Annotated in this window: 24 protein-coding genes and 3 pseudogenes; 14 read left to right on the top strand and 13 right to left on the bottom strand. The window is 42.4% G+C overall.

Translation table 11 applies throughout. The annotated features are described in order from the left end of the window. Nucleotides 1-23: 23 nt before the first annotated feature. The 4 genes from ACQ86K_RS28675 to ACQ86K_RS28660 form a co-directional block, all read right to left on the bottom strand. Nucleotides 24-206 (bottom strand): LytTR family DNA-binding domain-containing protein, encoded by a 183-nt coding sequence (locus ACQ86K_RS28675; RefSeq protein ID WP_091171600.1) that lies wholly within the window; start codon nt 204-206, stop codon nt 24-26. 263 nt (nt 207-469) lie between these two features. Then, the gene (locus ACQ86K_RS28670) at nt 470-1,021 is read right to left on the bottom strand and encodes a hypothetical protein (protein ID WP_431199198.1); all 552 of its coding nucleotides are present in this window, start codon (nt 1,019-1,021) and stop codon (nt 470-472) included. Next, the gene (locus ACQ86K_RS28665) at nt 1,018-1,599 is read right to left on the bottom strand and encodes an RNA polymerase sigma factor (protein WP_091171604.1); all 582 of its coding nucleotides are present in this window, start codon (nt 1,597-1,599) and stop codon (nt 1,018-1,020) included. Before ACQ86K_RS28665 ends, ACQ86K_RS28670 begins: the two co-directional genes overlap by 4 nt. Nucleotides 1,600-1,928: 329 nt before the next feature. Continuing rightward, nucleotides 1,929-2,087, bottom strand: a complete 159-nt coding sequence (locus tag ACQ86K_RS28660) for a hypothetical protein (protein WP_176844522.1) — start codon at nt 2,085-2,087, stop codon at nt 1,929-1,931. A 64-nt stretch (nt 2,088-2,151) separates the two neighbouring features. On the opposite strand from ACQ86K_RS28660, the gene ACQ86K_RS28655 reads away from it, so the two are divergent. The 4 genes from ACQ86K_RS28655 to ACQ86K_RS28640 all read left to right on the top strand — a co-directional run bounded on the left by ACQ86K_RS28655 (nt 2,152) and on the right by ACQ86K_RS28640 (nt 4,573). Next, the gene (locus tag ACQ86K_RS28655; protein ID WP_431199197.1) at nt 2,152-2,628 is read left to right on the top strand and encodes a hypothetical protein; all 477 of its coding nucleotides are present in this window, start codon (nt 2,152-2,154) and stop codon (nt 2,626-2,628) included. A gap of 23 nt (nt 2,629-2,651) precedes the next feature. Continuing rightward, nucleotides 2,652-3,113 carry a hypothetical protein gene (locus ACQ86K_RS28650; RefSeq protein WP_431199196.1) on the top strand — a complete coding sequence of 154 codons (462 nt, stop codon included), beginning with the start codon at nt 2,652-2,654 and terminating at the stop codon, nt 3,111-3,113. Between the two features lie 3 nt (nt 3,114-3,116). Next, entirely contained in the window at nt 3,117-3,938 is an 822-nt protein-coding gene (locus ACQ86K_RS28645) for a TerC family protein (RefSeq protein WP_091171608.1), read from the top strand. Between the two features lie 167 nt (nt 3,939-4,105). Continuing rightward, a complete protein-coding gene (locus tag ACQ86K_RS28640) occupies nt 4,106-4,573 on the top strand; it encodes a phosphatidylglycerophosphatase A family protein (protein WP_091171610.1) in 468 nt (155 codons plus the stop codon). 136 nt (nt 4,574-4,709) lie between these two features. On the opposite strand, the pseudogene ACQ86K_RS28635 reads toward ACQ86K_RS28640, so the two are convergent. From ACQ86K_RS28635 to ACQ86K_RS28620, 4 genes and pseudogenes are all read right to left on the bottom strand, one after another. Then, a pseudogene (locus tag ACQ86K_RS28635) lies at nt 4,710-5,401 on the bottom strand (response regulator transcription factor). A gap of 128 nt (nt 5,402-5,529) precedes the next feature. Then, a complete protein-coding gene (locus ACQ86K_RS28630) occupies nt 5,530-6,684 on the bottom strand; it encodes a sensor histidine kinase (protein ID WP_431199195.1) in 1,155 nt (384 codons plus the stop codon). After that, on the bottom strand, nt 6,645-7,340 hold the full coding sequence (locus ACQ86K_RS28625; RefSeq protein ID WP_431199194.1) for a hypothetical protein: 696 nt from the start codon (nt 7,338-7,340) through the stop codon (nt 6,645-6,647). The genes ACQ86K_RS28630 and ACQ86K_RS28625 overlap by 40 nt, the downstream gene beginning before the upstream one ends. Nucleotides 7,341-7,561: 221 nt before the next feature. Then, the gene (locus ACQ86K_RS28620) at nt 7,562-7,930 is read right to left on the bottom strand and encodes a DUF3127 domain-containing protein (RefSeq protein WP_091171616.1); all 369 of its coding nucleotides are present in this window, start codon (nt 7,928-7,930) and stop codon (nt 7,562-7,564) included. A gap of 88 nt (nt 7,931-8,018) precedes the next feature. Between ACQ86K_RS28620 and ACQ86K_RS28615 the strand changes: the two genes are divergently transcribed. From ACQ86K_RS28615 to ACQ86K_RS28595, 5 genes and pseudogenes are all read left to right on the top strand, one after another. After that, nucleotides 8,019-9,194 (top strand): THUMP domain-containing class I SAM-dependent RNA methyltransferase, encoded by a 1,176-nt coding sequence (locus ACQ86K_RS28615; protein WP_091171618.1) that lies wholly within the window; start codon nt 8,019-8,021, stop codon nt 9,192-9,194. Then, complete coding sequence (locus tag ACQ86K_RS28610) at nt 9,195-9,692, top strand: hypothetical protein (RefSeq protein WP_091171619.1); 498 nt, start codon at nt 9,195-9,197, stop codon at nt 9,690-9,692. A 248-nt stretch (nt 9,693-9,940) separates the two neighbouring features. Then, complete coding sequence (locus ACQ86K_RS28605; protein WP_091171621.1) at nt 9,941-10,180, top strand: helix-turn-helix domain-containing protein; 240 nt, start codon at nt 9,941-9,943, stop codon at nt 10,178-10,180. Between the two features lie 53 nt (nt 10,181-10,233). Then, the gene (locus ACQ86K_RS28600; protein ID WP_091171622.1) at nt 10,234-10,884 is read left to right on the top strand and encodes an HD domain-containing protein; all 651 of its coding nucleotides are present in this window, start codon (nt 10,234-10,236) and stop codon (nt 10,882-10,884) included. A 36-nt stretch (nt 10,885-10,920) separates the two neighbouring features. Further along, a pseudogene (locus tag ACQ86K_RS28595) lies at nt 10,921-12,228 on the top strand (carbohydrate porin). Nucleotides 12,229-12,342: 114 nt separating this feature from the next. Here the strand turns inward: ACQ86K_RS28595 and ACQ86K_RS28590 are convergent. The 4 genes and pseudogenes from ACQ86K_RS28590 to ACQ86K_RS28575 form a co-directional block, all read right to left on the bottom strand. Then, complete coding sequence (locus tag ACQ86K_RS28590) at nt 12,343-12,738, bottom strand: HIT family protein (RefSeq protein WP_091171991.1); 396 nt, start codon at nt 12,736-12,738, stop codon at nt 12,343-12,345. A gap of 126 nt (nt 12,739-12,864) precedes the next feature. Next, nucleotides 12,865-13,338: a transcription elongation factor GreA gene (gene greA, locus ACQ86K_RS28585; RefSeq protein WP_090530524.1), complete on the bottom strand. Its 474-nt coding sequence runs from the start codon at nt 13,336-13,338 to the stop codon at nt 12,865-12,867. Between the two features lie 281 nt (nt 13,339-13,619). Continuing rightward, the gene (locus tag ACQ86K_RS28580; protein ID WP_091171626.1) at nt 13,620-14,894 is read right to left on the bottom strand and encodes a hypothetical protein; all 1,275 of its coding nucleotides are present in this window, start codon (nt 14,892-14,894) and stop codon (nt 13,620-13,622) included. 170 nt (nt 14,895-15,064) lie between these two features. Continuing rightward, a pseudogene (locus ACQ86K_RS28575) lies at nt 15,065-16,599 on the bottom strand (carboxylesterase/lipase family protein). 278 nt (nt 16,600-16,877) lie between these two features. Between ACQ86K_RS28575 and pafA the strand changes: the two are divergent. Both pafA and ACQ86K_RS28565 read left to right on the top strand, forming a co-directional pair. After that, nucleotides 16,878-18,506: an alkaline phosphatase PafA gene (gene pafA / locus ACQ86K_RS28570; RefSeq protein ID WP_431200955.1), complete on the top strand. Its 1,629-nt coding sequence runs from the start codon at nt 16,878-16,880 to the stop codon at nt 18,504-18,506. Between the two features lie 119 nt (nt 18,507-18,625). Beyond that, nucleotides 18,626-19,252: a thiamine phosphate synthase gene (locus ACQ86K_RS28565; RefSeq protein WP_091171634.1), complete on the top strand. Its 627-nt coding sequence runs from the start codon at nt 18,626-18,628 to the stop codon at nt 19,250-19,252. An 8-nt stretch (nt 19,253-19,260) separates the two neighbouring features. On the opposite strand, the gene ACQ86K_RS28560 is transcribed toward ACQ86K_RS28565, so the two are convergent. Then, nucleotides 19,261-19,674: a hypothetical protein gene (locus tag ACQ86K_RS28560; RefSeq protein WP_091171635.1), complete on the bottom strand. Its 414-nt coding sequence runs from the start codon at nt 19,672-19,674 to the stop codon at nt 19,261-19,263. A gap of 154 nt (nt 19,675-19,828) precedes the next feature. Between ACQ86K_RS28560 and ACQ86K_RS28555 the strand changes: the two genes are divergently transcribed. The 3 genes from ACQ86K_RS28555 to ACQ86K_RS28545 all read left to right on the top strand — a co-directional run bounded on the left by ACQ86K_RS28555 (nt 19,829) and on the right by ACQ86K_RS28545 (nt 22,171). Then, nucleotides 19,829-20,401: a hypothetical protein gene (locus ACQ86K_RS28555; protein WP_091171637.1), complete on the top strand. Its 573-nt coding sequence runs from the start codon at nt 19,829-19,831 to the stop codon at nt 20,399-20,401. 150 nt (nt 20,402-20,551) lie between these two features. After that, complete coding sequence (locus ACQ86K_RS28550) at nt 20,552-21,670, top strand: DUF6515 family protein (RefSeq protein WP_176844523.1); 1,119 nt, start codon at nt 20,552-20,554, stop codon at nt 21,668-21,670. A 156-nt stretch (nt 21,671-21,826) separates the two neighbouring features. Beyond that, entirely contained in the window at nt 21,827-22,171 is a 345-nt protein-coding gene (locus ACQ86K_RS28545; protein WP_091171641.1) for a four-helix bundle copper-binding protein, read from the top strand. The last annotated feature ends 114 nt before the right edge of the window (nt 22,172-22,285 follow it).

Below are 22,285 nucleotides of genomic sequence, written 5' to 3'. Positions count from 1 at the left end.
AGTAAGCACCGCTCACCGGCAATTCAATACCTGCTTAATTGCACTGTACGATTTTGTAAGGATTTTATTTTACCTACCGGAACAATATACCTGTGGTGAATGCGCTGAAATTTTGCAGAAGGCAGCTTTTTCAATACCTCTTTTAATGGCATTAGCGTAAGTATGGGCTTGTCATTGGTTAAATGGATCCGGATATAATTTTCCATCGGGGAAATTTTAAATGGAATCTGTTATTGGTTTGAGAGAAGGATCGCCTTTAAAAATAAAAGCCTCCCAACCTTGCGTCGGGAGACTTTCAACCTAAACCTTATCACAATTAAACCGGTAAGTTTACCAGTTCGTAAATCTTGTCACAATCACTGTGCCAAAAGCGGCGACTTTTTAAATTTTTATTTAATGTATTCTTGTTGATACATTAATCATAGGTTAAAACTGAGATTCCTGTTACAAAAGCCAGGTGTGACCAGTGTCAATATGACACTTTGGATGATTTGGCATATAGAAAACTGAACACTTTATGCCTCTTTTGCAGCTTTTTTCTACGCAGATAACTATCAGTTAAAAATAGCGCCAAAATTACGTCAAACACGAAAAAACTTTTCATGAAAGCGCTATTGAAAATGGCGTTGGCTGCAGGCAATTTTAAATTTGCAGGTAGTTTAATGTTTACAACACTGAACGGATTTCCAGAAATTTGGACATTTGAAACGGTGATTGCCAGCAGGGCCAATATGCTTAGCACAAAAAAAGCCGCAATACCCAGTATAATCTTTTTATTTATAGTTGATTTTAGAGGTGCCAGTGCCTGATCTGCCCTGATAGCCTCCATTACATTATAGTTAAAGGCCATTGATGGTTCATCAAGTTCCAGGCCGGCAAACTCCTGGTTTAGCACAAGCAGCTCTGTGTACTTTTGTTTGTACAGCTCATCTTCCTCAATAAGCCTGGCAATGGCTTCCTGCTCAGCCGGTGTGCAGGTACCATCAATATAGTTCCAAAGTTTTTCTTCGATGGTGTTCATATCAGTTCTTTCACCTCGTGTTTTAAATTGCGCTCCAGCTTTTCTTTCAAACGCTGGCGTGCCCTAAATAGTTTAACCTTAACGGTATTTGTTTCAATACCCATTGTTTGGGCAATTTCTTCTAACGATTGCTCCCCCTTATAAAACAGGGTAATAATAGTGGCGTCATCGGGCAGTAATTGCTCAATTGCCTGGTTCAGGTAATATGACCGCGATTTGTTTTCTGCGTTGTTGGTATCATATGCCGATTCATGGCTCTCAACCTGTACAAATGTACCTTCATCATCAATCGAATCGGTATCCACCCGTTTCTTTCTTAAAAATGTCATAGCTGTAGTATAAACTATACTATACAGCCAGGTACTGAATTTTGACTGCCCCTGGAACGAAGCCAGCGAGCGGTACGCTTTCACAAAACAATCCTGCGCAATCTCTTCAGCATCTTCCCGGCCCTTTGCAAAACGCAGGGCCAGCGTAAAAACAAAACGCTGGTGCCGCTTAACCAAATCAGCGTACGCGAACTGGTTACCAGCCAGGGTTTGCTCAATAAGTTCGATATCTGAAAGCTTGCTCTGCATTATATAACCCCTGTGACCACACTTTTACAGACCAGGTTACACCTTTATGTAAATATAATTTATTTTGATGGGAATAGATATGGTATTAGGGGATTGCGCGTGGGGCGCGTTAGATTGCAGTGTAAAGCCCGGAGCGCGTAGAGAGGTTGCGGGTAGGAAAGGCGAGGACTTGCAACGAAAAGCCCGGGCCGGAGGCAACGCCATTGTCTGAATCAGAATTTACAGAATTTGATAATTGACCGAATGCTAAACCAATAAAAAATCCTTAGTTCATTTAGCTCAGGTATGATATTAAAAGAAATCCGAATTCGAAAATCCCAACTCCGAAATCAATCATAGCGTTGCCTGCGGCCGGGCATTACGCTCATACGCCTGCAGGCATTACGCTCCCGGCCGGTATCCGCTTCAATCCCTAACGCAAATTTGGGTTCAATTAAAGCGGTGCCCTCTAAGGTCAATAATCCAAATACACACCCGATTCGTAACATACGCCCCAACATTCAATCTCATAATTTTGTATTTTTACATTTATAAAAGGGATATTGTACGTTGATGGATGAAAACAGGCTAAATATTTTAAATAGCTCAAACAGGATGCTCAGCAAGCTTCAACTGCTGTCGGTATTTTTTGAAGATGAACTCATTTATAAGATCTACCTGCGTACCCAGGTTATCCATAAGCTTTTTGAAACCAATCCCGAAATCGATATCAACAAGCTGGAACTTTTTCATGTGCAATTTACCACCAGTCTGGTCGACCTGCTCCGCAAGATCAAGAAGAACAACGAGAACAATGTAAGCCTTGTGCTCGACGAGATCCAGCTTACCCGGGAAATGATTGATAAGATGGATGATAATGTGCTCACCGAGCAGGATTTCAAGATAGACAGACAACGGCAGGCGCTGAAAGTAAACCTTTCGTTGCGGAAGCTTTACCAGGTACTTTCAGATAACTCGGCTGATTATCCTTTCTCCAAAAATATCAATGCCTTCAGCCTGCGCTATGGTTCCGATTTTTTTATAACATAACTCCCGAGCTGTATAATGAACTTGTGCAGCATAACTATAATGATACCTATCATAATAACTACGCTACTATTCAGCGTAAGCTGATGGGGGTATTGTTAAAACGCGAGTTCCGTACAGAGTTTTACTGTGGGTTAAAGGCCGGTAACCTGATACTGGAAGTATATAAATTTATGGATGAAGACAGGCACTTTTTATTTTCGCCTGCCAATAATTTATTCCTATTTTGCGATGTTACAAAGCTTTCGGGCATCGAGCATAATAACAATATGTCAAAAAGGGAAAAACTGATGCATGAGCTGCAGGACAAAATTGATAAGCTGCAAAGCGATGTAGTTACCATGAAAGCTTATATGCCTCCCGAAATAAAAAGCCTATTAGCCGAAAACTACAAAAAAATAGCCGACATCAACTTTTTACAAAGCCTGAGCGATGTGGATGTGCAGGCCAATATTTTAAAAGCAATGCTTAATACCGATATTATATAATTTATGGAGTTTTTACATTACCTGCTTGGCCCCGACCTTAAGGCCGGCCTATTGATTGTCCTAAACCTGATTGTTATTGAGAGCCTCCTATCCGTTGATAATGCTGCCGTACTGGCTACCATGGTACTTGACCTGCCTCCGCATCAGCGTAAAAAAGCACTACGTTATGGTATTATAGGTGCATATGTTTTACGGGGTGTTTGTTTGTTTTTAGCGGCATGGCTGGTATCTGTTTGGTGGCTGAAACCACTTGGAGGCCTTTACCTGATATACCTGAGCTTCAATTATTTTAAAGGCAAACTGAAAAAGGCCGACGGCGATGCTGAAGAAGAAACGGTTGATAAAAACAAGAACTGGCTTTACCGCTCAACCGTTGGTTTGATAGGTAATTTGTGGGCAACTATAGCTTTAGTGGAGCTGATGGACCTTGCCTTCTCTATTGATAACGTTTTTGCAGCTGTTGCATTTACTGACCATAAGATGTTAATTTATATTGGCGTGTTTATCGGGATCCTGGCTATGCGATTTGTTGCCCAGGCTTTTGTGAGGCTGATGGAAAAATTCACTTTCCTGGAAACCGTAGCTTTTATCGTGATTGGTGTACTGGGCATTAAACTGGCCTCATCGTTATTCATCCACCTTTATCCTGAAGCGGGATTTTCAAAATTGATGGAAGGAGAAAGCGCTGATATTTTCACTTCGGTGTTTACGGTAGCGTTATTTATTATCCCGGTACTTACATCATTGCTGTTTAACTTCCCAAAAAGACATACTATTGAACCAGAAGTTGCAGAAGCGGCAGAGGATGTGCTGGATAAGCAGTAGGCATACATTCCTTTATTTGTCATTTCGATAGAGCCGAAGGGTGTACTTTAGCGGGTGAGGACGAAAGAGAAATCTTATACTTTACGCCATGACCGCAGGAAAGGTGTATAAGATTGCTCACTATCGTTCGAAATGACAATTTTTAATTCTTTAACGATACAAATTAAATGTTCCTAAATAAAACAATAGCTTCCATTTTTGGCATCGGTTTTTTAAAAGGCGGGGGTACTTACGCCGCCATTGTTACCTGTGGCTTTATCTGGTTATTGTGGCAAAACCCGGCTTTGCAAAATCCCTGGTACCTGTTGGCTATTACCATATTTGTTACCGCACTTGGCGTATTTGTAGGCAATAAGGTTGAACCCGACTGGGGCGAAGACAGCTCGCGTGTGGTAATTGATGAGGTTGCCGGAATGCTGATAGCTATGCTTTTTATCCCTGCTAACTTATATTTCCTTTTAGCCGGATTGGTATTGTTCCGTTTTTTTGATATTGTGAAACCGCTTGGCGTACGCAAAATGGAAGATCTTGGCGGTGGTTTGGGTGTAATGATGGATGATGTGCTGGCTGGCGTTTACTCCAATATCCTGCTTTGGATTGGATATTTTGTGTGGATGAAATTTGGAGCACATTAGTGAAAGAGCGGGTTTGTGAGATTTCCTCTTCCTAGCCCATAAAATCAAATATGTGGTTACATAGCTAACTTGGTTAAGCCCCCTTGAGGCCTATATCACACAAATAATTTTTTCAACACAAAAATTAACCCTGAGTTCAGTTAATCAGTAGCTTATACCCCCGTCCGTGTACGTTGATGATCTCCACGTTAGGGTCGTCTTTCAGATACTTACGGATCTTGCTCAAAAATACATCCATACTCCGACCGTTAAAATAATTGTCATCATGCCAGATGTTCAGCAGGGCTTCTTCGCGGGTAAGCACCTCGTTTTTATGCACACACAACAGGCGCAGTAATTCGGCCTCTTTGGTAGATAGCTTTTGCTGGTTGTCTGTTGTCATGATCATCTGGGTTGTATAATCAAACGTATATTTCCCAATTTTAAAGGAGGTTTGTTTCTCCTCTTCCTTTTTGCCGATATTATCTGTACGTTTTAACAGCGCATTTATACGAAGCAGTAATTCCTCAATGCGGAAAGGCTTGGTGATATAATCATCTCCCCCAAATTGAAGGCCTGGGTTTTATCTTCAATCATGCCTTTGGCAGTCGCAAAAATAATAGGCACCTGGGCATTTATCTTACGGATATCCTTACCAAGCGTAAAACCGTCCTTTTTAGGCATCATAACATCCAGTATCAGCAAGTCATATGTTTGTTTGGTAAAGGCGCGTAGGCCTTCTTCGCCATCTTTACATAAAACCACATCAAACTTACCTTTCAATTGCAGGTAGTCTTGCAGTAACAGGCCTAAATTGGCATCATCCTCAACCAGTAGTATTTTCTTCATATATTTTCCAAGTCAGGAAGATTTTTTAGTCCGGAAGTCCGAGGTCGGAAAGTCCGTAAGTCTTTATTTATTAAGTGGCTGAGCTTATCTTACGGACTTTCGGACATCCCGACTTTCCGACTTAACAATTACGCCACTGCAAACTTCAGCTCAAACTCCGAGCCCTTTTCTTTTTCTGATCTCACGCTTATGGTACCGTTCAGGCGTTTTACTATGGTATTAACATAGCTTAAGCCCAACCCAAAACCTTTAACGTTGTGCACGTTGCCGGTAGGGATGCGATAAAATTGTTCAAATATTTTTGATTGCTGGTCGCGGCTCATGCCTATACCTTTATCAGCTACTTTAATAACAATTTGCCCGTTTTTAACAAAAGTACTTATAGTTATATCAGGCGCTTCGTTGCTGTATTTAATGGCGTTATCAACCAGGTTGTATAATACGTTCGAAAAATGCAGCTCATCAGCAATGATATAGGCTTTTTCGGCATCAAGGTGCAGTGTGGTTTTAGCATTGCATTTTTGCAGTTTGAGCGCCATACTGTCAAGCACTATGGTAACCATTTCATTTACATCAACCGGTTTTTTATCCAGTTTAAAATCGTTACGCTCAATGCGGGCAATGTTTAATACACGCTCTATATGGCTGCCCAAGCGGGCGTTCTCTTCAAAAATGATGTTCGCTAAACGGGCTACCCGGTTTTTATCTTCGGCAATTTCATTATCCCTTAAAGCTTCACTGGCAATCATGATGGTTGACACCGGGGTTTTAAACTCGTGGGTCATGTTGTTAATGAAATCGATCTTCATTTCGGAGATCTTTTTCTGCCTCAATATCGAAAATATAGTATAACCGAAGCAAAGGATCAGCACCATGGTAAGGCCGCCGGTTGTAGCCATGGTAGCAGTCATATTGCTTAAGATCAATGAGTTTTTTTGCGGAAACGAAAGCCTGATCTTTCCGGGGTCGTTGATCACCTCTTTGGTAAAAATGGGTGTTTGGTAAGTATTTGCCGCTACAAACACAGGCAGCTTTTCGCCCTGGCTGTCGCTGGCATTTGAAAATATGAGCGAGTCGCTGTTGGCGGTTGTTACTTCGTAGCTGAAAGGCAGAAAAATGCCTTTATTATGCAGCTCAAAACGCAGTAACGAATCTATCCAGAAAGGGTTGATCCGTTTATTCAACGGTTCGCCCGATTTACGGTATTCTTCGGCCAGGTTTTCAATAACTGTGGGCTTATTGCTCAAACTGTTAGCCTTTTCAAGCGAATCGGTCTCCAGCATTTTTTTATTTGTTGAACCTGCCGTTCCTTTTGCTTACGGGTTTGTTCCTGTACCCATAACGGATTGATACGCGGTACCGAGATCATTTGTTTGCCAAACTGGGGGTCGACGTAGACATACCTCAAGGTATCATACTTATGAAGTTTTTTAGGATGACCTACCCTGCGGGTAATACGCGTATGCACTATCTCGGGTGTAAGTTGCTCATGTACTACGCCAAACTCGTCTGTATATTCTTCTACACGTACTTTAAAATCAACCGTACCTTCTGTTTGTAGTAAGCCGTTAAGCTCATCATCCATTTTTCTGCGCTGGATCATGCGCTGCAAACTATCGCGCAGTAAAGCAATCCGTTTTTCGCGGGCAGATGAATGTTTTTTTGTTTTTGGTATTCCCGCTACTTTTATCGTGCTTATGTCCTGTTCTTCATTATCGGTGCTAATGGTAGCTTGCTGGGTTTTGGTTTTCAAAAAGTTATTCGCATCCTGGCGGGTAACCTTATCTACCACATTGTTCATAGCCTCCCTTACCTGGCGATCGAACGAATCAGACTGCATCTGGTATGATTGCCTCAGAAAATAAAATTGCATAGCCATTACGCCCAGCAACGCAAAGCTCATTAAGCCAATAATTAAACCTATGCTCCTTTTCTTCATTTATTAACAAACAAAATTATCCTAAATCCGCACACAAAAATTGCATTTAACAAAATTTAACAAATGTACATTCAATTTAAAACTCTGCTGCTTAATATTTTATTGTATCAATTATTAAGATGTCTGTTTAAGGCTATGGGTTATAACGGGCAGCGTATAAACAACAAAAGGCCCATTAACAGGGCCTCTTGAAATATTTTACTTATGCTTTTCTTTATTTATTAGAATGGCAGATCATCATCATCGGCCGATGAGCTGATATCAGCTGACGGAGCTGCATATTGCGGTGCAGCAGGCGCGTTGTTAGCAGCAGCCAGCGGGGTAACCCTCCATAACTGCAATGAGTTAAAATAGGTTTTTTTACCCATTTTATCTGTCCACGGGCGGCCTTTAAGGTTAAAAGAAACCTCTACATCGTCCCCAACTTTTACGTTATCCAGTAAATTGCAACGATCCTGTATAGCCTCAAACTTTAAATATTCAGGGTATTGAGGGTTCTCAATATATTCAAGTATAAGTTCGCGTTTTTTAAGTGAATCGGTTACTTGCTGGGTAGCCGATACTTCATGTACCTTACCTTTAACTTCCATAATTAGTCTTCAAATAATTTAAAAATGTAAAGTTAATAGTAAGAAATTAAAATAGGGGCTTTTTAATTCTTAATTTTACCGAATTAATATGCAAGTTTTCCACACCGAAAGTAAAATCATAATTACATGTAACAAAAGGCTTTCGCCTTACCTGCAAAGGGAGGTTGAAGCTTTAGGCTATGAGCCGGTCCGCGTTTTCCCTACCGGGGTTGAACTAAAAGGGACCGTTACAGATACTATTCCGCTTAATTTGAACTTGCGCTGCGCAAGCCAGATCCTGTATTCGTTAAAAACTTTTACCGCCCGCGACCCGAAAGAGCTTTACGATGAGCTGGTAACCATTGAGTGGGAAAAGCTGATTGATTTTACCGGCTATTTCTCGGTATCATCAAATGTAAATAACGAGCACATCCTTACCCCGCTGTTTGCCAATGTAAAAGTAAAGGATGCCATTGCCGACAGGATCAAATCCATTAAAGGTATCAGGCCCGATTCGGGCCCGGAGGTTAATAAAACCCTGGTACATCTTTACTGGCAGGATGACCGTGCCGAAATTTTCCTGGATACATCGGGCGAAACCCTGGCCAAGCACAGCTACCGTAAGATACCCGGCAAGGCACCAATGCTTGAGGCTTTGGCCGCATCAACCATTATGGCTACTAAATGGGATATGAAAAGCACATTCATTAACCCTATGTGCGGTTCGGGTACCCTGGCTATTGAAGCAGCATTGCTGGCTACTGATAAATCTCCGGGTTTGTTCAGGATGAATTATGGTTTTATGCACATACTGGGTTACGATGAAACCGTATTTTTTGCCGAACGCCGCAATTTAAAAGATAAAGCAAAAAAGGAAACCGGCTTTAAAATCATTGCCACTGATATCTCTGAAGACGCAGTTGACATCGCCCGTAAAAATGCCAGAACAGCCGGCGTAGAACATTTGATCGATTTTGCCGTTTGTGATTTTGAAGATACTGAGGTTCCGGCAGAAACTGGTGTAGTAATGTTTAACCCCGAATACGGTGAGCGCTTAGGCGTACACACTAAGCTGGAGATCACCTATAAGCGTATGGGTGATTTTATGAAAAAGAAATGCCTCGGGTATAATGGTTACGTTTTTACGGGTAATCCCGACCTGGCCAAAAAGATAGGCCTGAAGGCAGCCCGAAAAATTGAATTTTATAATGGTAAGCTTGATTGCCGCTTGTTTGAGTATGAATTATACCAGGGCAGCAAACGCGAACCGAAAGAAGAAAATTAAATGAAAAAGATCCTGTTATTTATAACACTTATTTTATCATCAGTACTGGTTAAAGCACAAGCGCAATTGGCATTTCCGTTTCAGGGCGGTAGTCCTATTATGAACCGCTTTTTTAAAGACAGTCTTGTTGTATCGCCCGAAATCATTAAAAAGAAAGCAAGCGGAACAGCGGTGTTTAAATTTACCGCTGATGAAAAAGGTTTGATTAAAAAAATAATTGTTTACTATGCCGATGATGCCATACTGGTAGTACCCATCATTGAGGCGCTAAAAAAATCAAATCATAAATGGATCATCCCCGATCATGAAAAACTGCATGATTTTATTTTGCCGTTTTCCATTAACTTTAATGCGCCGACAAATACAAGCAATGCTACTATAAAGGCGGCATTTGATTATTACAGCAAACGCAAGCCAATCATATCTTATAACCAGGTACCGCTTGAAACGGCTACTTTATTGCCCACGGTAATTGTTAGTTACAATTTAAGCGAGTAGTTTTTTAATAAAAAGGAATTTGGAAGCGACAGACTTTGCGGCCTGTCGCTTTTTTTGTCTTTATTATTAATTAATATGGTTGTTAAAACCTATGTATTTATACCGGCTCTTATAAAGGGCTGTTAATTTTTAATAAAAAAGTATAAAATATCAGCTTTTCAATTGGTTAGCCATTAAAAAAATTGAAAATTTTGAAATCCATAACCCCATTATTTTCGTTATTTATAATCGAACTAATAAGTAAATGGATGAAAGATATGCTAAATTTAAAGATCAAGGCTATAGCTGCTAACATAAGGCATACCAGGGAGGGATTAAATTACACCCAGGAATACCTTGCAGCCAAGCTGGGTATATCACAAAACGCGTATAGCAAAATTGAGTTAGGTTATACAAAAATAACAGTGGAAAGGCTTTTTCAGATTTCCGCTATTTTGGAGATTGAAGTTGCCGAACTTATCGATACAGAAAAAATAGCCGCTGCTTAACGTTTTATACACAACCCCATTGTTCTGTCTTTTGCTTAGTATCTTTGCAAAAGATGGAACATAATAAAATCATTGAAGCCACTGCAAATTTTGTGCGCAATACGCTCAGTGACGCCGAAGGTGGTCACGACTGGTGGCATATTCACCGTGTTTGGACAAACGCGAAGCTCATCAATCAAACAGAAAAAACCGATCAGTTGGTAGTTGAACTTGCTGCCCTGCTACATGACATTGCCGATAGTAAGTTTCATAACGGCGATGAAGAGATTGGCCCGCGTACTGCCGGCAATTACCTGCAAAGCATGAATGTTGATACTGGTGTTACCGAACATGTGCAACAGATCATCAGGCATATGTCGTTCAAGGCCAGCTTTGATAAACCCTCCTTTCATTCGCCCGAACTGGCTGTAGTACAGGATGCCGACAGGCTGGATGCTATTGGCGCCATCGGTATTGCCCGTGCCTTTACCTATGGAGGCTTTAAAGGCCGCGAATTGTACAATCCCGAGATCCCGCCAAACCTTAACATGACCAGGGAAGAATATAAAAACACTACCGCACCAACTATTAATCACTTTTACGAAAAGCTATTACTACTTAAAAATAAAATGAATACGCCTGCCGGTAAGGCACTTGCCGAACAAAGGCACACATTTATGGAGCATTATTTAAAACAGTTTTTTGACGAATGTGGTTCAAGTTAACGTGAAAGCTTACTTTTGCGCCAAAATTGACAGCCCATGAAAAAACTTATACTTACTATAATACCCGTATTAATTACCGCCGTCGCTTTGGGGCAGGATACAGCTAAACGTCAGCGGTTCAACTTCCATTTCCAGCAAACAGTAATTACCCAATACAAACCATCGTTTCATGCCGATTATAACGGCGACAATAGTTTACTTACCAAAGAAGAAACACAAAGCTCAATTACCACTACGCTTTTTGGCGGTGCAAGGCTCTGGAAAGGCGCCGAAGCTTATTTTAATCCCGAACTTTCGGGCGGATCGGGCCTGAGCAAAACGCTGGGTGCGGCAGGTTTCCCTAATGGCGAAACTTTTCGTGTAGGCGGCGCAGAGCCGAAAATCTACATCGCCCGCTTATATTTTACCCAAAACTTTGAATGGGGCAAGGATAAAGACACCATTAGCGATGATGCCAACCAGTTAGCCGGTTTAAAAAGCAAGCGTTACTTTTCGGTTACCGTAGGTAAATTTGGTATGGCCGATTTTTATGACGGCAATGAATTTAGCCATGATCCGCGTACGCAGTTCATGAACTGGAGCTTAATGGATAACGGCGCATGGGATTATCCCGCCAATACCCGCGGATATGTTATGGGGATCCATACCGAATTAGGGCAACCTAACTGGACTTTGCGTTTTGCCTTTACCATGTCAACCACTACCGCCAACGGCGCCATTTGGGATCAAAAAATTGGTAAAGCAAACACCCAGACCTTAGAATATGAAAAACGCTATACACTTAACGGCCAAAAAGGTACCTTCAGGATCTTAGGTTTCCATAATAATGGCAAAATGGGAGATTATCGCCTGGCACTCGCGCAAAGCCCTGTTGCCCCCAATGTTGATACCACACAAGCTTATGGCAGGCACAAATATGGTTTCGGCATCAGCGCCGACCAATATCTGACCAAAGATTTTGGGGTATTTGCCAAAGTGAGTTATAATGATGGTAAAACCCAAACATGGTATTTTACCGAGATTGACCGGTCATTGAGTTTTGGCGGCGTACTTAAAGGAAGTTCATGGAACCGCGGCGATGACGAGACTGGGCCTGGCTTTTGTAGCCAACGGCATCTCAAACGCCCATCGTGATTATCTTGCAGCCGGCGGCTACGGTTTTATTATAGGCGATGGCAAGCTTAATTACGGCACCGAATTTATTGCCGAACTTGATTATAAAATAAACGCATATCAAAAAAGTTCTGGCTTACACCCGGTTACCAGTTTTTACTCAACCCGGCCTATAATAAGGACAGGGGACCGGTAAATGTCTTTTCGCTAAGGGCACATGTGGAGTTTTAAACATAAAAAGGCCTCGTCACTTATATTATGATGAGGCCTTTTTGTTTATATATAAGCTAAAAGCAGCATGAGCAAAACTAATAGCTAATAGCTTGATTAATGTTATCCCAATTGTTAACTGATTGCCTGTCTGATCTTCTCGGCGGTAGTGTTAAATTGTTCGGGGGTGAATTTTTGTTTAGGGAGCGAAAAGTTAATGCTGCTCATATCATTCATCGGTATAAGATGGATATGCGCATGGGGCACATCAAGGCCCATAACTGCTACTCCAACCCGTGGGCAGGGAACAGCCTTTTTTAAACCGAGGGCTACTTTTTTGGCAAATACCTGTAAGCCTATATAAGTATCATCGTCCAAATCAAAAAGATAATCAACCTCCTTCTTTGGGATCACCAGCAGGTGACCTTCCGTAAGCGGAAAAATATCCAAAAAAGCCAGAAATTCATCGTTCTCGGCCACTTTATAAGCGGGGATCTCGCCTGCAACTATTTTTGAAAAGATGGTCATTATTGGTGAGTGGTTGATTATGTTGATTGGATGAGTGTTTCTTTTATAGCGCAAATTATTCAGGTAAGCAGTTAATTATGACAGCTGGATAAAACCCAATCAACATAATAAACCACTCACCTAATTAAATTATCTGCTTATTTCCAGGATCTCGAATTCAATTTTACCTGCAGGTACGGTGATCTCGGTTTTTTCACCAACCTTTTTGCCAAGCAGGCCTTTAGCTATCGGCGACGCTACCGAGATTTTACCGGTTTTAAGATCGGCTTCACTCTCTGATACCAGCTGATAACTCATGGTAGCTCCGTTTTTCAGGTTCTTGATCTTTACTATCGACAATGCAAGTACCTTCGAAACGTCAAGTTTTGATTCATCAAGCAGGCGCGCATTGGCCAATGTTTCCTGCATCTGGGCTATTTTGGCCTCATGTAAGCCCTGAGCTTCTTTAGCCGCATCGTATTCGGCATTTTCCGACAGATCGCCTTTGTCGCGTGCCTCAGCAATAGCTTTTGATATATCGGCACGGCCGGTTGTTTTTAATCTCTGTAGTTCTTCTTTTAATTTCTCTAAACCATCTTTGGTATAGTATGATACCTCTGCCATAACGCAAAAATTAATTAATATTATTACTGTTAATCAACCAAAAAAACCGCCCTTCCCTGTTTTAAGAAAGGACGCAATGCTTATAAAAGCAAACAAGACTATGTAAGCCCTCTGCTTACATAGTCTTGCGTTTTGGTAATTAACGAAGATAAGTGATTTAAGTTTTATTATCCAAATTTTTAAGAAGGGAATTTTTTTGTTACGTTATTACACAATGCCTTGTTATTCATTGGTAAAGTTGGAGCTAAGTATACACAAACAGGATTATCGGAATAATATGGTCAATTATACAGTTTCCGCGTATCCTCATTGCAATCAAACCTGATCTCATTTTTTATTCGCTCACTTAGCACATTATTGTTCTTTAATATTTCAACAACATGTTTCCGGCACATACCGCAGTTGTGTTTATCATAAAGTGCCTCCAATGGCTCCCGGCATTCCGGAGTTTTATTGGCATAATAGATATTAGTAATGTCAATTATCAAACCCTCTAATTCAATGCCTTTATTGCTGTTTGCTATGAGGGTTGTCAACAGTTTATGATCTCCCTTTTTATAATTTTCTTTTAAAAGCTCAACAAATAGTGTTGGCTGTTTACCAATAGCAATTTGTTTTAAAGCGAACTCCCTGATGCTTTTATTTTTAAAAAGACTAAGCGCTTGAATAGCGAATGTCACAACTCTTCTGTTCTTTGCCGGATGTTTACAAGCCCAATCAAAAAGAAATTCTTTGTCAAGAGGAAATGGATGCTTTGTAAAAACTTTAAGTAATTTTTCCCGGTTACTTTTCTTTCGTTCAATTATAAGTTGCTGACCGATTGATTTAAGTTCGGTGCTTTTTAGTTTCCTATTGTAAAACCAAAGTTGGCTTTGTCTCAACAGCGTTTCCTCAACTATATTTTTATAAACGGGTTCCGGTGGTTTTACCTTTGTGGCACGCTGTGCCATGTTTTCCCTCACCGAATCGATGTAGATCTTTATAAAGCGATTTTGTTTGGCACTGATATCCAGTTGCACCCAGGTGTCGGTTTCCGGGTTTTCTTTTTGAAATTGATTAATGAGGTCCTCGTCCTGCCAGTCTCCCGGATCTGCTTCAAGGCGTTTGCCAAATTCTTCAGCAATAAATTTCAAGCCTTCAATACCATCAAGTTGTATAATGTCTGAGGTACCGGCCCAATCCGATCGCCAAATAGGATTGTGAACAAAGGCATCGTAAATGGTTTTCCGGGCTTCTGCATCATCTTGTCGGGCAAACATTTTAGCCAGGCTGAAAAGCTGTGTCAGTGTCCAGGTATCTTTCTGAGGTTTTAGCAGGGCTTTTAATACTGCTTTCTTTATTTTGTCTTTTTTCCCCGAAAGGCCAATAAGTTCAAAAAGATATTCCCCTCTGCTGCCTTCGCATTGTCCATCGTACGAGAAGTTTTTGACACAGGCTTTGATGATCTCTCCCGAAAAATCAATACCGGGATAGCGTTGCAGTAGTAAATACGCTTCGCCGGTTCCCCGTCGGATGGCGCTTTTAAATTTTTGTTTGATAAGGTGGGTTTCTTTCATTAAAATATAGGTAGCACTTTAATTAATCTGGAGTTTCGTATCCTTTTGTTTTATGGTATCCGCTAACATTTCAAGCCTGGCTGTCTCATCAGTTTCTTAAGCGGGGTGTTTAAGACTTCCCTACCTAAATGTATCTGGCAGCGTTTATTATCTGGGTCTTTATCTATGTATTACTTTCCGTTGGCCTTCTTCACCATAAAATCCAAAGCGGCTTTATCCGGCAAAGGTTTTGCGCCCGGCTTCTCACCCAATATCATTATTTTATGATCACTTGTTGTATAAGCCGGCCATGCAGGTACGCCTTTCCCGTTCGGGTTACCGGTTTTAACGAAATTAACCCAGTAAGTGCTCATTGTATTGGCCAGTTGCTGATCGACAGGTCCCCATGGCCGGTTCAGGAATTTGAGGTTATCATAGGCATAAGCAACCTCGCCAGTATGGAAAGCGCCGTATTTTACAAAATCGGCAGTGGCAGGCAGGCGGCGGATAAAACGGTAAACATAGATTTTCGACTTCGCCTTTTTACTTTGCACATTGGCCCAGGTATAATTCTGCATCCCGAAGATCTGATCGCGGTTTATCCGTGTTTGGGAGGTCGCGGCTTCCTGGTCCGAACCCGCCGGATATAGTTTTAAAAATGCATCAGCATCGGCACCATATTGGCTTTTTATCATCTTTTTATACTCTTCAGCAGTTTTTGGCGGACCGACAAAAGCGTCGTCTTCGTTCCAGCCGGTAAGTACAGGCACATCGTTTTGTTTATGCTCATTAAAAATATCAGCGATGGTTGCGGGTAAAACATAGCCGTCAATAACCGGGCGGCTTTGGCCTTTGCCAACCAGTTCGGCAGCGGGTTTACTCCTTAGTTCGGCAATGGTGCTTGCACCCAAGGTAGTCGCTGTTTTTACACCGGCTGCCTCTGCTTCCCGCAACCCGCCTGATCCTTGCTGACTGATAAAACTGGCCCCGCTTTCGGCAATTGCACCACCGAACAACCCTTTACCTAATGGCGATGCCACCAAACAATTTACACTCATGGAACCTGCCGACTGCCCCGCTATGGTAACCTTATCCGGGTCTCCACCGAAAGCCGCGATATTCTTTTTACCCATGTTAATGCAGCCAGCTGATCCATCAAACCATAATTCCCTGATGCATTATGCGGCGATTCCCTGGTTAATTCGGGATGGGCGAAGAAACCAAAAATCCCGACGCGGTAATTAATAACCACAAATATGATCCCTTTTTTAGCCATCGCCTCGCCATCATAAATAGGTACGCCAGCTCCACCACTTACAAATCCACCGCCATAAATATAAACCAGCACAGGGCGTTTTTCTGACGGTGTTTTTGCGGCAGTCCATACATTAAGATACAGGCAGTCTTCGCTGATGGGCTCATAGGGGATCAGGAATTCGCGCGTGTAAACACCAAAGGGGTCTGGTTTACCCCGCATTGGGCTGGCCGCAAAATCAGTGCATTTTTTAACGTCGTCCCAGGGCTTTACCGGCTGTGGTTCCTTCCAGCGTAAATCACCAACCGGTGGCGCTGCAAAGGGAATACCTTTATAAATATGCACATCGCCCGCCTGATTGGTTAAGCCTGATACTTTACCTGCATCAGTAGTAACAACATCAGGGTTTTTATTTTGAGCGACGACAGAGCAAGCCAGCAGCAAAAGCGGCAATAAAAGGATGCGTTTCATTGATTATAGGTTTAATGATTGGTTTGCTAAACTTACAAAGATTTGGGCATTTTGTAAACACGGCCCCACCCAAACCCTCCCCGGAAGAGAGGGCTTTAAAGTCTCCCCTTCCGGGGAGGGTTTGGGTGGGGGTTTCTGTAACAATCCTCTATATTTAACAAAAGCATCACATTGCATTTTAAATGCTTTGCTGATATTTGGCGAAATCAAAAATCTTTTTTCGCGATGAAGTTTAAACATCTGCTGCTTATTTCCCTGTCCTTCGCTACCGTTTCGGTATCGGCCCAAAAAAGAAAACTACAACGGCTGCCCCGGCATCTGCATCAATTCCACGCCCAAAATTAGTTGTGGGTTTGGTGGTTGACCAAATGCGTTGGGATTACCTGTATCGCTATTATGACCGTTACCAAGCCGGTGGCTTTAAGCGCATGCTTAATGAGGGCTTCACCTGCGAAAATACCAATATCGACTATATCCCAACGGTAACAGCTGCCGGCCATACCTGTATCTATACCGGATCCATCCCCGCCATACATGGCATAGTGGGTAACGATTTCATTATCCAGGCTACGGGTAAATCCATGTATTGTACCGACGACAGCACGGTTGTAGCCGTTGGCAGCACTTCAAAAGCAGGACAAATGTCGCCCCGCAACTTGCTGGTTAGCACAGTTACCGATGAATTGAGGCTGGCTACTAACTTTCGCTCAAAGGTTATCGGCATAGCATTAAAAGATCGCGGCGGCATCCTGCCTGCCGGTCACTCGGCCAATGCTGCTTACTGGTTTGATGATGCCAGCGGTAACTGGATCACCAGTACTTATTACATGAATGACCTGCCCGCCTGGGTTAAAACCTTCAACAATCAAAAAATTGCTGAAAAATACCTGAAGCAGGACTGGAACCCGTTATATCCTATTAAGACGTATGTACAAAGCGCACCCGATAACAGCGATCGTTATGAAGGTAAATTTGCCGGTGCCGCTACACCAACCTTACCGGTCAAAACATCCGAACTTTATAAGGGCCATATTGGCATGATCCGTTCTACTCCGTTCGGCAACACCATGACGCTCGACCTGGCTAAAGCTGCTATTGAGGGCGAAAAACTGGGCAAAAACATAGTAACCGACTTTTTAGCCGTTAGCCTTTCATCAACAGATTATGTTGGTCACCAGTTTGGCCCTAACTCTGTTGAGGTTGAAGACACTTATTTAAGGCTTGACCAGGACCTGGCCGCGTTTTTCAATTATTTAGATGCAACTGTAGGTAAAGGCAATTATTCGGTTTTCCTGAGTGCCGACCACGGCGCTGCCCACAACCCTAACTTCTTGAAAGATCATAACATCCCGGCAGGTGTTTGGGACGAGGGAAAAGCTGCAAAAGAAATGAACACGATGATCAGCGATAAATACAAAGTGGATAACCTGATCATCAGTATGGATAATTACCAGGTTAATTTTAATAACGCGGCCCTTGCAAAAGCAGGCGTTAGCGAAGATGCGCTAAAGTTAGATTGCATCGCATACCTGAAGAAACAACCAGGCATTGCCTATGCAATCGACCTGCAAAAAATACAGGAAGCCAATATTCCCGATGAGCTGCGCAGTATGATCATTAACGGTTATAATGCCGAGCATAGCGGTGCTATCCAGATCATCCTGAAACCTGCATGGTATACCGGCCACGGCACAAACGACCGCGGGCCAACCGGTACTACACACGGCACCTGGAATCCTTATGATTCGCATATCCCATTGGTATTTATGGGCTGGGGCATTAAGCATGGCAGCCTTACCCGCCAAACACATATGACCGATATTTCGGCTACTGTAGCATCGCTACTTCATATCCAGGCTCCTGATGGCTGTGTAGGTAAAACGATCAGCGAAGTGCTGAAAAACTAAGTCTGAAGTCAGGAAAGCCGGAAAAGTCCGAAAGTTTACAACACAAAACTTTCGGACTTTTCGGTTAATAATTAAAAACTTTCCGACTTTCGGGTTTGACCAAATTCGGACTTAATAAAATGAAAAAATACATTTCTAAATTTCATTATCTTATAAATGATCTGCCCGGTTTTAGCCACGTACAACAGGTGCAGATGGCTTGCGGTGCGGGCGCAAACTGGGTACAACACCGTTGCCTTACCAAACCCGAAGATGAGCTGATTGATGAGATAAACCAAATAGCCGAAATTTGCGACGACTGGGGTGCAACGCTCATTATCGCTAATCATTACGGCTTGCTTGACCGGGTTGATGCGCAGGGTGTGCACATAGATGATAGTGATGCCGATCTGGCCAGTATCCGCAAGATTATCGGCCCGGATAAAACTCTTGGCGTATCGGCGGCAGGTGCTGATGAATTATTGAAATTACAAAGTACCGGAGTGGTTGATTATTATGTTTACGGGCCATTTGCATCCGCATTAAATGATGTGTCCAGCGTACATAAGGTGCTTGGTTTTAATGGGTATCGTGAACTGGAGAAACTGGGCATCCATATCCCGGTGATAGCAGCAGGCGGCATCCAACCAGATGATGTAGGCCCCTTGCTCCAAACAGGCATCGATGGTATCGCAATATCGTCGGCCATTAATTTGGCTGCAGACCCGGCTGCGAAGTTGAAGGAGTTTTACAGGAAGATGTATTGATTCAGACCCTATCGGTATTTGATCTGCCAATCGACCCTTTTTAATTCATCAAGCGTATAATCGAGTCTTTTTAAATACTTTTTATTTCCAAGCAAATAACTCATATCGGCACCTCCCTTTTGATATTTATTTAAGCTATCGATGTCAAAAAAATAAGCGTACAGAGTTTTGGTTTTCCCTTTATTAATATACTCAAGCCAGGCATTTTTTCCCGACTTTGTTATAAAAGAGGTGTCATTAGGTGCTATCACATGCGATTGATAATATGGAATGCCATTTTCTGTTCGCACAGTTGTATCGTTAACTACCTCCACAGCAACGTGAACCGACGATTTATTAATAACAGATAAACGCCGGTCGTAATAATCCGTGATGCAGCCTGTGAATAATAAAGGCACGAACAATAAAATTTTTGCTTTCATGATGAGGTTTATTTATCATTAATACCCTGCAAATAAAAAGGTGACCTTTTTATATTATTCTACCGTCATAAAACTTTGATTTGGTTTCAGCAATCAATAAAAACCCCATCTTTATATTTTCATTTAATATTCATCTGTTCCATCTACATTAGCAATGTCATCACATCATATAGTTCGCGAAAAACAGGAACCAGCTTTATTAGTTTTAAGCATGGATACTTTTGATGAGGAAATGCTGGGGCAGTTGCTGGAGTGGAGCCCGACCGTGATCTGCTCTACCGGTACCGCCGAAAAGCTGGATGCATCAGGGATTAAAATCGACTGGATAATAAGTGATGGTGATTCGGGTGATTTGCAGTCGGACGTGAAGGTGATGCCTTCGGGAGGTGACAATGCGGCAGGCGCAGCTTTAAAATACTTGGTAACGCATAATTACCAGGCGGTCAATGTAATTACCGATGTGCTGGACCTGAAAGATTTTTTGTTTTATGCTGATAAAATAAACCTGGTGATTTTTAGGGAACGGCAAAAGATCTACCCGGTTAATTCGGGCTTTAGTAAGTGGAAACCCGCAGGTGAGTTCATTGAAGTACTTTCGCATCCGTCGGGCTTACAAATAAGCGGGCTTGAAACTACAGGCAATAACAGGTATAAAACCACCCATGATGGTTTTTTTACCCTGCAGTTTGAGCAACCTTTTTTGTTCATTGCCGAGGATATAGCGTAGCGAAAACAATAGCCGGTACGTATGGATGGTATTGGTTCGCTTTTTGAGTGAAAAATAATTAAAAACGCGTTAAACCGTTTAAACATTTAATAGTCTATATATTTATATCAGCAAAAAATACCATGCTGATCTGTTAAAAAATCTTTCATCATGAAAAGGACATATAAAAATCTATTAACAATTGCATTAGGGGGCTTATTGAGCTTATCCCTGGCATTCAATGCTGATGCACAACGTGGCGGCGGTTCTCGCGGCGGCGGTGGCGGAGGAGGCGGCGGTTCAAGACCGTCAGGCGGTGGTGGCGGAGGCGGTAGTTTTTCCCGTCCTTCTGGTGGTAGTTTTTCCCGCCCCTCAACTTCATTTAATGGTAGCACACGCGGCGCTATCGCGGCTCCGCAACGGAGCTATGGAACTGACTCTCGTGGTAGCATAGGCGCTCCTCAACAACGCAGTTATGGTGGTCGTGATTACGCAATAAGGCCAAATGGCACATCCGTAGCACCCCAGCGTAGCTATGGTAGCACCGGCCGTACCGTATACAATGGTAACCGCAGCTATACTACTGTAGACAGGCGCGTTTATAATGGCGGTCGAGGCACTTATTACAGAGGCGGTTCATACGCATACGGTGGTCGCAGGGTTTATCCTGGTACTTACCATTACGGTGGCCGCGGGGGGTATTTTGGCAGCCACTACTATTATCCATACCGTAACTACTATAATTCATTCTATTATCCGCGGTTAGGTTTTAGCATAGGTTTCTTGCCATATGGTTACTATCCTTTCTGGTGGGGCGATTACCAATATTTTTACAGCGATGGTTTGTACTACCGTCAATACAATGACCAGTATACCGTTGTTGAACCGCCGATAGGGGCCGAGATTAAAACCCTGCCTTCAGGTGCCGAATCTATCATGATCAATGGCGAACAGTACTACGAGTTAAATGGTGTTTACTACCAGCCATACACCAAAGATGACGGCTCAACTGTTTACGTGATTGCAGGTAAAGATGGCCAATTAACTACCGATCAGGGCAACGGCGATGGCAGCAGTGTTGACCAGGGCCCGCAAATTGGTGACATTGTAACTCAATTGCCACCGGATTGCCGCAAGATCAAGATCAACGGTGAAAAGCTGTTTGTATCCCCTGATGGTTATTACTACCAGGAAACTCAGGACGACGGCAATAAAGCTTACAAAATTGTAGGCACCCCATCTGATGATCCTGAAAATAACGACAGCGATCAAAACCCTAACCAACAGTAATTAATAAAAATTCAATATATATATATTAGGGCCGCTTCCATTTTGGAAGCGGCCTTTTTTGATTCTTACAGAATCTGAACCGAATAATTCAAATTAATTCAAACTTTTTTTAATTGCAAAGGGTAGTATATTAAGTAATAATTAAAATCTACCATTATGCAAAATCATGATCACCGCGTTATAATTCAAAAATTATTGGATTGCGCTTTAGCTTGCGAACATTGTGCTACTGCATGCCTGCACGAAGAGGATGTTAAAATGATGGCCAACTGCATTAGTCTTGACCGGGACTGCGCTGACATATGTGTCCAGGGAGCCCGCTTATTGCAAAGAGATTCAGTTATTGCCCACCAATACCTGGTTTTATGCGAGGAGATCTGTCGCCTTTGCGCCGCTGAGTGCGGTAAACATCAGCACGACCATTGCCAGGAATGTGCCAAAGCCTGTATCGATTGTGCTGAGGCCTGCCACGCACATCATGAACCTATTACACAGGATTGAGGTATGTTGAGTGATTAAATGCGGTGGCTTTTTGAAGGAGTGATGACAAAAGGAAGGCCTCTCGGTCAGCCCGTCGACGGATAACATGTTGTAGGCCCAGACTTACGAAGTTGC

Source organism: Mucilaginibacter sp. P19 (genome assembly GCF_050632265.1).
GTDB classification, from domain to species: Bacteria; Bacteroidota; Bacteroidia; order Sphingobacteriales; family Sphingobacteriaceae; genus Mucilaginibacter; species Mucilaginibacter gossypii.
This window is presented reverse-complemented; position numbering and strand designations above follow the sequence as displayed.